Source organism: Pseudomonas sp. MMS21 TM103 (genome assembly GCF_022132145.1).
Classification (GTDB): domain Bacteria; phylum Pseudomonadota; class Gammaproteobacteria; order Pseudomonadales; family Pseudomonadaceae; genus Aquipseudomonas.
Genome location: NZ_JAJISP010000001.1, coordinates 529,901 through 545,058, shown reverse-complemented (window position 1 = coordinate 545,058; position 15,158 = coordinate 529,901). Strand labels below are relative to the sequence as shown.

Sequence of the window (15,158 nt, the reverse complement as noted above, 5' to 3'; positions counted from 1 at the left end):
CCGGTGTTCCTTGTTGTTTGCACTGGCGGACTATGCCGGAGACGGCGCAAGGCTGTCCAGTTCCCCGCAATAGTCGACACGATGGCGGTATTTTGCGTCATTTATGTGACTGTGGGCCTTAGAAGCGTTCGCTGGCCTGGTTGAGGCGGCTGGCAAAGTCTGCCGCGTCGATTTCACCAACTACGCGCAGATCCTGCCATTCGTCACCCGTGGCATCGAACAACAGGATTGCCGGGGGGCCAAACAGTTGGTAACGATCGAGCAGGGCGCGCTGGGCCGGGTTGCTCTCGGTGATGTCGAAGCGCACCAGGCGGTAGTCGCCTAGCTGGCTGGCGACTGCTGCGGCATTCAGCACTTCGCGTTCGATCACCTTGCAGCTGATGCACCAGTCGGCGTACCAGTCGAGCAGTAGCGGCTTGCCCGCGCGTTGCGCGGCGGCGAAGGCCGCATCCAGCTCGGCCGGGCTGCTGATGGTCTGCCAGTTGCTCGATTCCACTTGCTCACCTGCGCTGCCGGCCAGCGGCATGCGCCCGAGCGGGCGCAAGGGGTCGTTCTGACCTTGCAGGGCACCGGTCCAGGCGGCCAGGGCATAGACCAGCAGCACCAGGCCGGCCAGCTGGCTGAGTTTCTGCTTGTGGGTTTTCGGGCCGAGTTCCAGGGCGCCGAGAAACAGCGCGACGCCACCGGCGAGCAGGCCCCACAAGGCCAGCGACAGCTGACCCGGCAGCACTCGTTCGAGCAGCCACACGGCGACCGCCAGTAGCAGTACGCCGAAGGCATTGCGCACGCCAATCATCCAGGTGCCCGACTTCGGCAGCAGGGCGCCACCACCGGTGGCGAACAGCACCAGTGGCGCACCCATGCCCAGGCCCAGGGCGAACAGTTTCAACCCACCGCCCAACGCGTCGCCGCTGGCGCTGATGTAGAGCAGGGCGCCAGCCAGGGGGGCCGATACGCAGGGCGATACCAGCAGGCTGGAGAGTACGCCGAGCACGGCGGCGTTGGCGTAAGAGCCGCCACGGGTCTTGCCGGCCAGGCGGTCCAGCGGTTCGCTGAAGCGGCGCGGCAGGCGCAGTTCGTAGACGCCGAACATGGCCAGGGCGAACAAGGCGAAGAAGGCGGCGAAGGGCACCAGGATCCACGCCGATTGCAGGCGCGCCTGCAGGTTGAGGCCGGCACCGAATACCCCCATCAGAGCGCCCAGCAAGGCGAAGCAGAGGGCCATCGGCAGCACATAGGCCAGCGACAGGCTGAAACTGCGCAGTCCACCCACCTGGCCACGCAGCACCACGCCGGAGAGAATCGGCAGCATCGGCAAGACGCACGGGGTAAAGGTCAGGCCCAGTCCCGCCAGGAAGAACAGCGCCAGGTCGCTCCAGCTCCAGCTGTTGCTTGCAGCATCCGGGGTGGGCAGTGTGATGCTGGGGGTGGCCAGCAGGCCACCGGCAATCTTCAGCTGTTCGGTTTCCGGTGGGTAACACAAACCCTTGTCGGCGCAGCCCTGGTAGCTGACGCTGAGGTTGAGCGGGCGGTTGTCCGGATTATCCAGTGGCAGCTCGACATCCAGCACGCCGTAGTACACCTCGACATCGCCGAAATAGTCGTCGACCTTGGCCTTGCCGGCTGGCAGTTGCGCCGCGTCCAGGGCGATATCGGCGGGCTCGCTGCTGAATTGGAAGCGGTGTTTGTAGAGGTAGTAGCCTTCGGCAGCGACGAAGCGCAGTTTGATCGAGTCGCTCGAGCTGTCGATCAGGCTGAGCTTGAACGCCTCGCGCACAGGGAGGAAATCCTCGCTGTTGTTCAGCGACGCACCCAGTGGTGCGGGGGCGGGGCGGTTGTCGAACAGGCCTGCGCCAGCGGGCAGGGCAACCAGCAGCAGGATCAGGTAGAGCAAGCGGCGCATGGCGGTCTCGCAGGTTGGACGTGAGTGCATCATAACCAAGCCGGCGCCCCAGCGGCAGGTCCAGGCTGTAAGCGGTCTTGTCAGGCGCATCAATGGCCGCTAATCACGCCGGTCTGGGCGCCTGCGACAGATGGCCGCGGCTAGTCTGTCCGGCGCCTCGCCGGCCCCGTTACAGGCGAAACGCCTGGACCGCCGTGTGCAGTTGGCCGCCCACCTGCAGCAGCCGATCGCCTTGCTGGCGGCCTTCGCCGATGCGTACCAGGTTGTCGCCGCCGAGCTGGTGGATGCGCTCGCTGTGCCCGCGGATTTCGCTGACCGCGCCGCTCTGCTGGGCGGTGGCGTCGGCGATGCGCTCGGCCATGCTGGCGATGGTGCGAATCGCCGCGATGATTTCGTCCAGCGCACCATCGGCCGCCTCGGCCTGGCCGGCGCTGGCCTGGGCGTGTTCGACCTGGGTCCGCATGGCGCTGACGGATTGTCGCGCGGCCTGCTGCAGGCGGCCGATCAGTTCCTGGATTTCTGCCGTGGCACCGCTGGTGCGCTGCGACAGGGAGCGCACCTCATCGGCAACCACGGCGAAACCGCGTCCCGCTTCGCCAGCGCGGGCCGCTTCGATGGCGGCGTTGAGGGCCAGCAGGTTGGTTTGCTCGGCGATGCCGCGGATCACCGTCAGTACATTGCCGATGGTTGCGGTTTCCTCGGCCAGGCGTTCGATGGCCTGGGCGTTGCCCTGCACTTCGCCGACCAGCGCATGCAGCCCGCTGAGGCTCTGGCCGATCACCTGCTGGCCCTGTTCCAGGGCGCGGTCGGCGTCGCGGCTGGCGCCGGCGGCCTGGCTGGCATCGCCGGCGACTTGCTGGATGGTTGCCTCCAGCTCGCCGAGGGCATCGCGAATCTGCGCGGTATCGCCGGCCTGGCGTTCGGCGCCGGCATGCAGGCCGCCGCTGAGATCGGCCAGGGTGCGGCTGGAACCGGCAACCTGTTCGGCATGCAGGCGAATACTGCCAACCAGGTCGACCAGGTAGGCGCGCAGGCGGTTCAGCGATGCCTCGATGTCGCAGAGTTCGCGGGTGCGTGAGCCGAGCTTGATATCTTCGGCGAAATCGCCCTGGGCCCAGGCCGACAGCGCCGGGACCAGGTGGTTGAGGACCTTGGTCAGGCGCCGTTGAATGGTATCGATGACCAGGGCGATCAGCAGGATCAGGCCGATCATCAGGCCCTGGAGCAGGCGCACTTCGGCCTGGATCCGGCCGTGCTCGGCGCGCACGGCCGGCTCCAGAGTGGCAAGGGCCTGTTGTACGCGGTCGACCTGGCTGCGGGTGGCGCTGGCCAGGGCGGTGCGCCGTTCGATCAGGTCGCGGGTGCGCTGCAGTTCGCTCGGGTAACGCTTGATCAGGCTGGCAAGATCGCGTTTGAGGGCAATGCCGCGGTCTTCTGCCGACGTGCTGTCGCTGTCGTCGGCCAGGCCCAGCAGGGCGGAAAAGGCATCGCTGCCGGAGTTGCTGTCATCGGCGACGCCGAGCAAGGGCAAGGCATCCAGGGCTTGTGCCTGCAGGCCGACTACCGCCAGTTCGCGTTCGACGGCGCCGGCCAGTTCGCTGCGTCCACTGCTGACCAGCTTGTCGCGGGCGTGGGCCAGGCGGGTCAGGTGCTGGGCTGCAACAAACAATGGCTGGCGGTACGCGTTCGCCGCATTGCCGCTGGCGCTGTCGGCATACTGAGCCAGTTGCTCCAGGGCGCTGGCCATCTCGCGCTCGGCCTGCACCAGCAAACCCTGTGGGTCGCCTGCCAGCTTGCCGGCCGCGAGTAGCTGGTTAGCGCTGAAACTTTGCAGTTCGGCCAGGCTGGGGCGCACCCCCTCGGCCAGTTGTGGCGGCAGCTCGGCAATAACGGGAGCCAGGTCTTCCAGGGCCTGGAGCGCCGCGCTGTGCTGCAGGGCGTCACCGCTGCCAAGGTAGCCAAGGATGTTGCGCGCCGCCTCCCGCTGGAACTGCTGGGACAGGCTCAGGTAGCGCTCCATCAGCAGGTAGGGGCGCTCCAGGGCGCGCTGCGACCACCAGAGGGTGGCGGCCAGCGCCACGCAGACGGTGACCAGCAGCAGGCTATTGAGGTTGGTAAGTGATTTCAGGCGCATAGGACTCGACCGCAGACGGAAGGGTGCTGGCGTGCGCCCGATGACATCCGGGCGCAACCGCTATGGCGCTGAAGTTATTGCGTTTTCATGACAGGGTTGTGACGGAGGCGGTGGTGCGGGTCTTATTTGGGCTCGGGTGTGTGAAAATAGCCAGCGCCACCGTGAGCGTGTGGCGGCAGCCGTCGTAGGCGCGAGTTCTCAGTCGGCGTTGAACACCTCGACCCGATTGCGTCCACCGTGCTTGGCCACGTAGAGCGCCTCGTCAGCCTGCTGGGTCAGGGTTTGGCTGCTGGCCTCGCCCCGCAGCTGGGCGAGGCCGCAACTGAAGGTGCAGGTCAGGTCGAGCGGCTGCGCCGGGTAGATTATCTCGGCAAAGCGCTGGCGGATCTCGTCGAGCACCAGCTGGGCCGCCCTGGCGTCGGTGTTGGGCATGACCACGGCAAACTCTTCACCGCCATAGCGGCCGATGTGGTCGCTCTTGCGCAGGCGCTGCTTGAGGAACAGTGCCAGGCTCTTGATTACCCGGTCACCCATGGGGTGGCCATAGTTGTCGTTGACCTTCTTGAAGAAGTCGATATCGAGCATGGCGAAGCTCAGCGGCTGCTGGTCACGCTGGGCGCGGAAGCGCGTATCTTCGAGCAATTGCAGCGTATGGGTGTGGTTGTACAGGCCGGTAAGACTGTCGCGCACCATGCGCGCCTTGAGGTTGCGCGCGCGGGCGGCGCGATTGCGCACGGTGGCGATCAGGTGGCGCGGCTTGATCGGTTTGGTGAGGAAGTCGTCACCGCCCTCGCTCATGGCGTCGAGCTGCTTGTCGAGGTCGTCTTCGGCAGACAGGTAGATGATCGGCACGCTGACGTAGCGGTCGTTGTGGCGGATTACCTTGGCCAGTTCGGCACCGTTGCAGTCCGGCATGTACATGTCGAGGATGATCAGGTCGGGCTGGAATTCGGCCAGCTCGGCCATGGTCTGGATCGGCTCGATCAGGGTGCGGGTGAGGATTCCGGCGCTGTTGAGCGCCCGTTCGGTATAGGTGGCCTGGGCGCGCGAATCATCGACGATCAGTACTTTGTAGGGTTCGTACTGCGCCACATGGGCGAGCACTTCGATGCGTTCAAGCAGGCTGGAAGCGTCCAGGGTGCCGGTGAAAAACTCCTGACCGCCGGCGCGCACCGCCGCCAGGCGGGCCGGCATGTCGGTATCCAGGTGACTGTAGAACAGCAGGGGGATCTTTTCTTCCAGGTCTTCCTGCACCGTCTGGACCAGCTGCAAGCCGGCTCCGGGACCGGAGAAGTCCACATCCATGAGGATGGCGGCCGGGTGGCGCTCGAGCATCGCCGAGCGGAAGGCATTGGCAGTGTCCAGCGCTTGCGCGGTCATGCCGAAGTACTCGAGTTGCTGCGCCAGGTGCTCGGCCCGCTCAGGGTGTTGCAGGGCCAGGTACACCGGTTTGCGTAGCGGCGGCAGTGCCGTCTGCTCGAAGCTGTCGCCGCGGCGCAGTCCGGTACGCGACAGGCGCTGCATGAGCTGGTTGAGCTGGCCGATCAGGTCGCTGTTGAGGCGGCCGCGATTGTCCGCGACCGCCTGCAGGCAATGGCCGATGTCTTGGGCCAACTGGCGGTGCTCGGCCTGCTCGAAGCGCTCGGCATAGCGCTGCAGTAGCAGGGTGGCATTGCGTAGCTCATGCATGCCGCGCTCGTTCCACTCGTTGCGCTGCAGGCGTTGCCAGACTTCCAGTATTTGTCGTGCCTGATGGATCACGCGCTGGGCAAAGTGCTGCTTGAGTCGGTCGAGACTGGGGTCTTCGTGCTCGGTCATGGCCCGGATTCCGGTGGAGGGCGGAGGAAGCGGTCTTCCGTGGTGGCCCCATGCTATCACTGCTGGTTTGCCCGGCAGTACCGCCGATCTGTCAGCGTGAGCCTTCGGTCACATTGACCGTCACGCGGATCGGGAGTTTCAGCGTCGGCAAGATTACGGTCCAGCGCTGCGCATCGGCCTACGCTTCATTTATAGTGCAAGGCTGTTGCGCAACCTTGGGTGTAGGGTTGTGGTCGAACAGCCAAATGCGTTGATAAAGGACATTGCCATGCTGGACTGGAAAAAACGCGCTGCAGGCGCGCGCGACAGCGTCGATGACTCTGTGGATAACGTGCGCAGTTACCTGGGAGGTGGCTGGCTCAGCCGGACAGTGGGCGGCTTGCTCGGTCTCTACCTGTTGCTGGCGCTGGTGGTCGGCTGGTACTGGAGTCAGGAGCCGGAGCAATTTTCAGTGCAGCAGAGCGCCCAGGCAGCGGCGCAAAGGGCGCAGCACCAGATGGGCAATGGCTACACCACGGCGGTCACCCTGAGGCGTGTCGTCAGCACCTTGCTGGATAAGCCGGGTGGTTACCTGTCCAACGACCTCGCCCCGCCGGGGCTGTGGCTGGACAACATGCCGAGCTGGGAATTTGGTGTGCTGGTGCAGGTGCGTGACATGGCGCGCGCCCTGCGCAAGGACTTCACCCGCTCGCAGTCGCAGTCCACCGAAGATCCGGACCTGGCCAAGGCCGAGCCGCGCTTCCACTTCGACAACAAGAGTTGGGCGCTGCCGGCATCCGAGGCGGAGTATCGCGAAGCGATCAAGTCACTCGATCGCTATCTGGCGCGGTTGGGCGACCCCAGTCAGTCGAGCGCACAGTTCTACTCACGTGCCGATAACCTCAACGCCTGGCTGGGCGATGCCGCGACTCGTCTGGGTTCGCTGTCGCAGCGTTTGTCGGCCAGCGTCGGTCAGATCCGCCTGAACACCGATACCGACCTGAAAGACGTGGTCGAAGGCCAGGCGGTGCAAGTCAACGAGGGCACTTACGAGACGCCATGGATGCAGATCGACAACGTCTTCTACGAAGCCCGCGGCCAGGCCTGGGCTCTGTCGCATTTGCTGCGCGCCATCGAAGTGGATTTCGCCGATGTCCTGGTGAAGAAGAACGCCACCGTCAGCCTGCGCCAGATCATCCGCGAGTTGGAGGCCGCACAGGAAACCCTGTGGAGCCCGATGGTCCTCAATGGCAGTGGCTATGGTCTGCTGGCCAACCATTCGCTGGTCATGGCCAACTATATTTCGCGCGCCAACGCCGGGCTCATCGATCTGCGTCAACTGCTGTCGCAGGGCTAGGCAATGGCTATTTCCGACGCCGAGAGGGCGCACCGCGCCGCCTCCGATGCCGAGCTGATCGCCTGGGTCGACGAGCAGGATCGGCCGCTAGGGGGGGTGTTGCGCGCGGAGTTGCGCGAGCGCCGCCTGCTCGGCCGCGGCACCTACATCCTGTTGTTCAACTCGGCCGGTGAGCTGTGCGTGCACCGGCGGACCCTGAGCAAGGCGCTCTATCCGGGGTATTGGGATGTGGCCGCCGGTGGCATGGTGCTGGAGGGGGAGAGTTACGCCGAGTCGGCTGCTCGCGAACTGGCCGAGGAGCTTGGGATCGAAGGCGCGGTGCTGGTCGAACATGCGCATTTTCTCTATGACGCACCCGAAAGCCGCTTGTGGTGCAGGGCATACTCGGCAGTGTCCGATGCGCCGCTGGTGCTGCAGCCAGAAGAAGTGCTGGAGGCGCGCTTCATGTCCATCGACGAGGCCTTGGCCGATACCAAACGCAAGCCCTATTGCCCCGACTCGCTGGCCGCGCTCGAGCGCTACCTGGCCTGCAGGATGGGCTGAGCGTGGGCTATCCAGCATGCAGGCTATGGCCTGGCTCCTCAGCCGGCGGCGCCCCGACCTGCATTGCCCGAGCCCCTCTGTCAGTGCGCGATTGCGCGTGCTGTTGTTCGCCCTCACTTCCAGCATGGCCAATCCAGCGATCAATGGCGCAATTTGCCACTTAGCATCCGGGTTTTTTGCCGTTACACTGCGCGCCCTTCAAGCCCGAGCCGTCCAGCTCGGGTGCGCCGCCCCTGCCAGAGTGGGGCTTCGCGGTCGATGCATATCGGCCAGTCGCTATCCTGACCCCACATGAGGAAAAGCCGGTGGTCAAGAAAGCTTCGTCATTCGCCGCCCTCAGCGGCCTGGTGTATTCCACCGACAGTGGCCGGCATTGCCCGGGCTGCAGTCAGCCGGTGGATGCCTGCACCTGCAAACACACCCTGATCCCTGCCGGTGACGGCATCGCCCGCGTGCGCCGCGAAACCAAAGGCCGTGGCGGCAAGACGGTGACCACCGTCAGTGGCGTGGCCCTGGCCGAAGAGCCGTTGAAAGAATTGGCCAGCGTCCTGAAGAAACGCTGCGGTTGCGGCGGCTCGTTGAAGGATGGGGTGATCGAGATTCAGGGCGATCACGTCGAACTGTTGCTCGAAGAACTGCTCAAACGTGGCTTCAAAGCCAAGAAATCCGGCGGCTGATTCCAACTCACCTCCACCTTCCGGTTGCAGATGAGTCCGCTGCCGGGCATTGCTCGTTGCCAAATTTAATACCAGTCGTTGAGTCTGCATGCGCGCAAAGCCCGCAGCAGTGGCTCAATGACTGCTAATCTGCTCTCGCCCTGACCGATTGGATTCAGGGCTTTTATCGCCAGCAAGGGAGACCTCGATGTCTGTACGACGCACACGCAAAGATGACGGCAGCCAGTGGACAGTAGCGGACAGCCGCAGCGTCTACGGCATTCGCCATTGGGGCGCGGGTTATTTCGCGATCAATGACCAGGGTCGCGTCGAGGTGCGTCCGAACGGTCCCGACAGCACACCCTTTGACCTGTCGGCGCAGATCGATGAGCTGCGCCAGAGTGGTCTCAGCCTGCCCCTGCTGGTGCGATTTCCGGACATCCTGCAGGACCGCGTGCGCCAGTTGACCGGTGCTTTCGACGCCAACATCGCACGGCTGGACTACCAGAGCCGCTACACCGCGCTCTACCCGATCAAGGTCAATCAGCAGGAGGCGGTGATCGAGAACATCATCGCCACGCAGAACGTCTCCATCGGCCTGGAAGCCGGCTCCAAGCCCGAGCTGATGGCGGTGCTGGCCCTGGCGCCGAAGGGCGGCACCATCGTCTGCAATGGCTACAAGGATCGCGAGTTCATCAAGCTGGCTCTGATGGGGCAGAAACTCGGCCACAACGTGTTCATCGTCATCGAGAAAGAGTCCGAGGTGCAGTTGGTGATCGAGGAGGCGGCCGAGCTCAAGGTCGCCCCGCAGATCGGCCTGCGCGTGCGCCTGTCCTCGCTGGCCTCTTCCAAGTGGGCCGACACCGGCGGCGAGAAGTCCAAGTTCGGTCTGTCGGCGGCACAGCTGCTGTCGGTGGTCGAGCGTTTCCGCGAGGCCAAGCTGGATCAGGGCATCCGCCTGCTGCACTTCCACATGGGCTCGCAGATCGCCAACCTGGCCGACTACCAGCACGGGTTCAAGGAAGCCATCCGCTATTACGGCGAGTTGCGTGGCCTGGGTTTGCCGGTCGATCATATCGACGTCGGCGGCGGTCTGGGTGTCGACTACGACGGCACCCACTCGCGCAATGCCAGCTCGATCAACTACGACATGGACGACTACGCCGGCGTGGTGGTCGGCATGTTGAAAGAGTTCTGCGACGCTCAGCAACTGCCGCACCCGCACATCTTCTCCGAGAGCGGCCGCTCGCTGACCGCGCACCACGCCATGCTGGTGGTGCAGGTCACCGACGTGGAGAAACACAACGATAAGATCCCGCAGATCGACGATGTCGCCAGCCTGCCGGAAACCGTGCAATACCTGGTCGATCTGCTGGGCCCGACCGACATCGAGATGGTCACCGAGACCTACTGGCGCGCCACTCATTACATGAGCGATATCGCCAGCCAGTATGCCGATGGCAAGATCGGCCTGACCGATAAGGCCCTGGGTGAACAGTGCTATTTCGCCCTGTGCCGGCGCCTGTACAACTCGCTCAAGGCTCGCCAGCGCTCGCATCGTCAGGTGCTCGACGAACTCAACGACAAGCTGGCGGACAAGTACATCTGCAACTTCTCGGTGTTCCAGAGCCTGCCGGACACCTGGGCCATCGGCCAGGTGCTGCCGATCCTGCCGCTTAACCGCCTGGACGAAGAACCCATGCGCCGTGCGGTACTGCAGGATCTGACCTGCGACTCGGACGGCAAGATCCGTCAGTACGTCGACGAGCAGAGCATCGAAACCAGCCTGCCGGTGCACGAAGTACGCGAGGGTGAGGATTATCTGCTGGGGATCTTCCTGGTCGGTGCCTACCAGGAAATTCTCGGCGACATGCACAACCTGTTCGGCGATACCGACTCGGTGAACATCTACCAGAACCCGGATGGCAGCGTGTACCACGCCGGGATTGAGACCCATGACACCATCGAGGACATGCTGCGCTACGTGCACCTGTCGCCGGAGGAGTTGATGACCCACTACCGCGACAAGGTTGCCAGCGCCAAGATCAGCCCCCGCGAGCGCACCCAGTTCCTCGACGCCCTGCGTCTGGGCCTGACCCGCTCGTCCTACCTGTCATCCTGAAGGGCAGCCCTGCCACAACCAAGCCGGCGTCACTCGGCACAGGCAGTGCACCATGGTTCGCCAGCGTAGTGCACAGCTGGCGAGCTGACGCTGCGCTGCATGCGGATCTCTGCCCGAGATGCCCTGCGTCCTAGCCTCTGTCCTACCCCATTGCGCCAAAGCCGCGGGCCATCAGCGTTGCCAGTAACGGCAGGATCAGCAGCAACAGCAACTCCAGGCGCATGGTCATGATCACCAGCGTGCCCAGGCGAGCGCTGACCTGCGGCACCTGTCCGGCCTGCAGGTCATTGCGCCAGTTGAGGAAGACCCAGGTCGGCAGGACCGACAGCAGGGCAATCAGGATGAACAGGCCGAGCTTGGCGTGGAACAGGCTGTTGTGCAGGTAGTAGGCCAGGCCTTTGCCATACCAGACCAGGCGCGCAGCGCCGCTGGCCAATACCAGGCCGGCCGACAGGGCATAGGCGATGTCGATGCGGATCAGGTTGCGCGCCCGCGACAGATCCAGCGGCAGTTTGAACAGCTGGTGCTCCAGGGTCAGCAGGGCAAACAGCAGGAAGATCGACAGGTAGTGCAGGTAGGCGGCTATGGCTTCGGCCATGGCGAGTTCCCTCTGGTCAGTGATTCGCTTGGCAAGGGCGTTGAATACCGATTGCACTCGACTATGCGGCGTTTTCCAGACCTTGAATGCGGGCGCCAGACCAGGCGCGCCATCAAGATGTTCATTTCAGCTCATGCACTGCGCTTTCGACTCGCTTTGCGCGCCCTGTGGATCGGTCACGGCGGTTATTCCGCCGCGCCAGTACGGTTTCGCCGGCCTGTCAGTCGCTGGCTAGCTCCACCCGATTGCGGCCGTTGTGTTTGGCCTGGTACAGCGCCCGGTCGGCGCGGGCCAGAGCGGCATCCGGGGTTTCGCCGGGCATGGCCAGGGCGCAGCCGATGCTGACGGTCAGGCCGAGCCGGACGCCGCCAGTAATGATCGGGGTCTTGTCGATCTGGCCGCGCACGCGCTCGGCTATCCGCAGCAGTTCCTGCTGGTCATGCACCTGGGTCAGCACGACGAACTCTTCGCCCCCGCTGCGCGTCACCACGTCCTGTGGACGCACGGCCGCGGCAATGCACCTGGCGCTTTCCCACAAGGCCTGATCGCCCGCGCCGTGGCCATGGGTGTCATTGACTGCCTTGAAATGATCGAGGTCGCAGAACAGTAAACCGAGCTGCAGGCCGCGTTCCTGCGCCAGGCGCAGTTCGCGCTGGAGAAAGTGTTCGAGGCCGGCGCGGTTCCACAGTTGAGTCAGCGGGTCGAGCATGGCCTTGCGTTGTTCGCGGCTGAGTGCCGCGCGCAGTTGTACCGTCTGCTGACTGACGCTGCGCAGCTTGAGGTAGCCTTCGACCAGGGTCGCCATGTCCCTGAGCAGGCGGATTTGCCGGTCGTTCAGCTGTTTGGCTTGCGAGTGGATCAGGCACAGGGTGCCGAGCGCCTGGCCGTTCTCGGAAAACAGCGGTTGGCCGGCGTAGAAGCGCAGAAACGGATGCCCGGTGACCACCGGGTTATCGGCGAAGCGCGGATCGGCACTGGCATCCTCGACGATAAAGGGGTCGCTGGCGAGGATCGCATGGCCGCAGAAAGACACGGTGCGCGGCGTCTCCGCAATGTCCAGGCCCAGTCGCGCCTTGAACCATTGGCGCTCGTGGTCGATCAGGCTGACCAGCACGGTTTCCACGTCGAACAACTCACGCACCACCCGTACCAGGGTGTCCAGATAAGGATCGGCGGGCGTGTCGAGCAGTTCCTGATCATCCAGCACCTGCTGGCGAAGCTCTTCGTTGCCGGGTATCTCAGGGCTGAGCATGTGCAGCTCCTTGTGCTGGACGTAGGCCAAACCAGAGATCGGCTCGCGTCAGTTGGTAGGCATAGGTGCCCAGGCAGAGGCTGCGCAGCAGCATAAAGGCGAGGAAGGCCAGCCACAGGCCGTGATTGCCGAAGGCTTGCAGCAACCAGGCCAGCGGCAGGCTCAAGGCGACGGCCAGGAGCATGGCATTGCGCATCTCGCGGGCACGGGTGGCGCCGATGAATAGGCCGTCGAGCAGGTAGCTGCTCACCGCCAGCAGCGGCAGCAGCGCCAGGTATGGCAGGTAGACGAGGGCCAGGGCGCGCACCGGGGCGATATCGGTTTGCAGGCCGATGAACCAGTGGCCAGCGAACAGGAAGAACAGGGCGAAGCCGAGGCTGGCCAGCAGCGACCAGCCGCCCGCGACGATCAGGCTGCGGCGCAAACCCTGGCGGTCGCGGGCGCCGAGGGCGTGGCCGCACAAGGCTTCCACCGCGTGGGCGAGCCCGTCGAGGGCGTGGGCGGTGAGCAGCAGGCCGTTGAGCAGCAAGGCATTGGCCGCCACAGTGGCGTCGCCCAAGCGGGAACCCTGCACGGTGATCAGGAAGAACACCAACTGCAGCGCCAGGGTGCGGATAAAAATATCGCGATTGACCGCCAGCAGCGGTCGCCAGTTCAGCCAGCGGCGCAGCGCCGGCCAGTCGATCTGCCCGGCATAGGCGCGTAAGGCCTGGCGCGCCAGGTATACACCCAGCAGCGCGCCGCTCCATTCGGCGATCACCGAGGCCCAGGCGGCGCCGGCCACGCCCCAGTTCAAGCCGAGCACGAACAGCAGGTCGAGGGCCACGTTGAGCAGGTTGGTGGTCAGCAGGATCGCCAGTGGTCCGCGGGCGTTCTGGGTGCCGAGCAGCCAGCCGATCAGGGCATAGGTGGCCAGCGCCGCCGGCAGGCCGAGCAAGCGGATCTGGAAATAACGGCGGGCCAGCGCCTCCAGCTCCGCCGAGGGTTGCATCAGGCCCAGCGCGGCGGCACTGAACGGCAGCGCCAGCAGGATCAAGGCTAACGCCAGCAGCCCGCCGAGCAGCAGGCCTTGCAGCAACACCTGACGCAACGCGCTGCCGTCACCGCGGCCGACGGCCTGGGCGGCGAAGCCGGTGGTGCCCATGCGCAAAAAGCCCACGGCCCAGGTCAGCAGGGTATACAGGCTGCCACCGATCGCTACCGCCGCCAGTTGATGGGCATGGGGCAGATGGCCGACCACCGCACTGTCGACCAGCGCCACCAGCGGAACCGACAGGTTGGACAGAATCATCGGCGCAGCCAGGGCCCAGACCCGTTTGTGGGTGGGCGCGTGCTGCCAGGCATCGAGCAGTGCGGACATGGCGACTCCGGGAAAAGGCCGATTATAGGCACAGACCCCAGGGTGGGTTCGATAGTGCTGTTTCGACTATGCCTGAGGCGCTATAGCAGCAAGCGTTTCTTGGCTGCGCCGTTGCCGGCATCCAGGCTGACTAGACTTGAAGCAGGCAATCAGCAATGACCGCCAAACCAGCGGTCGAGGAGGTGGATCATGCATATGGCACAAACCCTGGAGCGCAGCCTGCAGCGGGCACACTGCCAGTTCAAGCTGGTCGAACACATGCCTTCGGCGACCAGCCTGGAGTCGGCGCGCAAGGCTGGGATTCCTCCTGCGCGAATGGCTAAATCGGTGATTCTCGACGATCGCCGCGGGCATTACCTGATGGCCGTGTTACCGGCCAATCGGCAATTGGATCTGAGCAAGGTGCACAAGGGCACGCAGCGTTGGCAGCTCAGTGGCGAGCAAGCGCTGGTGAGTTTGTTCAAGGATTGCGAGCGCGGCGCGATTCCGGCGCTGGGCGAGGTCTATGGCCTGGAGATGCTGATCGACCCGATGCTGGTGCGCCAGCAGGACATCTACCTGGAAGCAGGGGATCACGAAAGCCTGGTGCACATGCCGGTCGACGAGTTCTTCAAACTGGCGCCCAATGCCGAGGTGTGCGACCTCTGCGCGTGAACTCGGGCCCATGGCCCGCCTAGCGCCCAGCGCCGGTGCGGTGCCGGGCGCAATGTCGGGGCCAAGGCTGCTTGGGGTGGGTTAGCAATGAAAAGGCCGAAGCGCAGAACGCTTCGGCCTTCGTGGCAATAGCTGTTGATCAGCAGGTCGTACCCGCGGGGCCATCGGCACCGACATGCCGGCGAGGTTCGCCGTTACCTGGCCACTGCCCGTTGTTCTCGACCTCCATATCCCGTGTCCTGAGCGACAGCTGCGGATTTGTTCTGGGCCAGGTTTTGCTCGGGTGGCCTGGATGCAATCCGGCGCACGCGAGGCCACTAGCTAATCAGCCCACCGAGCAACCACAGGCCGAAGAACAGCCAGATCAGCCCTGCAATGATCGAGCGGCGCAAGAACGCGCGCACGGCGGCGTAGAGCAACAGCAGGCCAATGACCAGCACCAGCATGCCCAGCAGCGATGGAGTGATGCCCAGGGCCTTGGACATGCCGTTGATAAAACCGCCGAACGCATCGCCAAACATGCCGAGAAAACCGCTCATGGACTCGACGACAAAGCGGATGACTGCACCGAACACCTGGCCGAGCCACTCGAAAAAACCTTCTACCCGCATTTAACAATACCTGTCTGCCGAACGCCGCCCGCAATGGTTATCCATTGGCTGCGGCAAAGGGCACTAGTGTGCCATTGCTGGGGCGGGCTCGCAGGGGTATTGGGTTGTGGGGCAGATGTCAGTGCTTTGCCTGTTCCTGGGTTGCATTCGGGGGAAAGTGTGTACCGAATT

The 15,158-nt window shown here is 64.4% G+C and carries 12 protein-coding genes; 5 read left to right on the top strand and 7 right to left on the bottom strand.

Going from position 1 to position 15,158, the window contains the following annotated elements; translation table 11 throughout:
• Positions 1-118 precede the first annotated feature (118 nt).
• From LJY18_RS02520 to LJY18_RS02510, 3 genes are all read right to left on the bottom strand, one after another.
• Positions 119-1,903: a protein-disulfide reductase DsbD gene (locus LJY18_RS02520; RefSeq protein ID WP_238040155.1), complete on the bottom strand. Its 1,785-nt coding sequence runs from the start codon at positions 1,901-1,903 to the stop codon at positions 119-121.
• 169 nt (positions 1,904-2,072) lie between these two features.
• Positions 2,073-3,116 carry a methyl-accepting chemotaxis protein gene (locus tag LJY18_RS22630; RefSeq protein WP_372866788.1) on the bottom strand — a complete coding sequence of 348 codons (1,044 nt, stop codon included), beginning with the start codon at positions 3,114-3,116 and terminating at the stop codon, positions 2,073-2,075.
• A 1,119-nt stretch (positions 3,117-4,235) separates the two neighbouring features.
• Positions 4,236-5,855 (bottom strand): response regulator, encoded by a 1,620-nt coding sequence (locus LJY18_RS02510; RefSeq protein WP_238040152.1) that lies wholly within the window; start codon positions 5,853-5,855, stop codon positions 4,236-4,238.
• Between the two features lie 268 nt (positions 5,856-6,123).
• Here LJY18_RS02510 and LJY18_RS02505 point away from each other — a divergent pair, with 268 nt between their 5' ends.
• The 4 genes from LJY18_RS02505 (at position 6,124) to speA (ending at position 10,512) form a co-directional block, all read left to right on the top strand.
• Entirely contained in the window at positions 6,124-7,191 is a 1,068-nt protein-coding gene (locus LJY18_RS02505; RefSeq protein WP_238040151.1) for a DUF2333 family protein, read from the top strand.
• A 3-nt stretch (positions 7,192-7,194) separates the two neighbouring features.
• Positions 7,195-7,734, top strand: a complete 540-nt coding sequence (locus LJY18_RS02500; RefSeq protein ID WP_238040150.1) for an NUDIX hydrolase — start codon at positions 7,195-7,197, stop codon at positions 7,732-7,734.
• 305 nt (positions 7,735-8,039) lie between these two features.
• Positions 8,040-8,411 (top strand): translation initiation factor Sui1, encoded by a 372-nt coding sequence (locus LJY18_RS02495; protein ID WP_238040149.1) that lies wholly within the window; start codon positions 8,040-8,042, stop codon positions 8,409-8,411.
• Between the two features lie 187 nt (positions 8,412-8,598).
• Positions 8,599-10,512, top strand: a complete 1,914-nt coding sequence (gene speA, locus LJY18_RS02490; protein ID WP_238040148.1) for an arginine decarboxylase — start codon at positions 8,599-8,601, stop codon at positions 10,510-10,512.
• A 142-nt stretch (positions 10,513-10,654) separates the two neighbouring features.
• Here speA and LJY18_RS02485 read toward each other — a convergent pair whose 3' ends face one another.
• The 3 genes from LJY18_RS02485 to LJY18_RS02475 form a co-directional block, all read right to left on the bottom strand.
• Positions 10,655-11,110 (bottom strand): DUF2214 family protein, encoded by a 456-nt coding sequence (locus LJY18_RS02485; RefSeq protein WP_238040146.1) that lies wholly within the window; start codon positions 11,108-11,110, stop codon positions 10,655-10,657.
• A gap of 220 nt (positions 11,111-11,330) precedes the next feature.
• The gene (locus LJY18_RS02480) at positions 11,331-12,362 is read right to left on the bottom strand and encodes a GGDEF domain-containing protein (RefSeq protein ID WP_238040144.1); all 1,032 of its coding nucleotides are present in this window, start codon (positions 12,360-12,362) and stop codon (positions 11,331-11,333) included.
• Positions 12,349-13,722, bottom strand: a complete 1,374-nt coding sequence (locus LJY18_RS02475) for an MATE family efflux transporter (RefSeq protein ID WP_238040143.1) — start codon at positions 13,720-13,722, stop codon at positions 12,349-12,351. The genes LJY18_RS02480 and LJY18_RS02475 overlap by 14 nt, the downstream gene beginning before the upstream one ends.
• Before the next feature lie 189 nt (positions 13,723-13,911).
• Between LJY18_RS02475 and LJY18_RS02470 the strand changes: the two genes are divergently transcribed.
• Positions 13,912-14,376 (top strand): aminoacyl-tRNA deacylase, encoded by a 465-nt coding sequence (locus LJY18_RS02470; RefSeq protein WP_238040141.1) that lies wholly within the window; start codon positions 13,912-13,914, stop codon positions 14,374-14,376.
• Between the two features lie 317 nt (positions 14,377-14,693).
• On the opposite strand, the gene LJY18_RS02465 is transcribed toward LJY18_RS02470, so the two are convergent.
• Positions 14,694-14,987, bottom strand: coding sequence for a hypothetical protein (locus LJY18_RS02465; protein ID WP_238040140.1), 294 nt, complete (start codon positions 14,985-14,987; stop codon positions 14,694-14,696).
• Positions 14,988-15,158 lie beyond the last annotated feature (171 nt).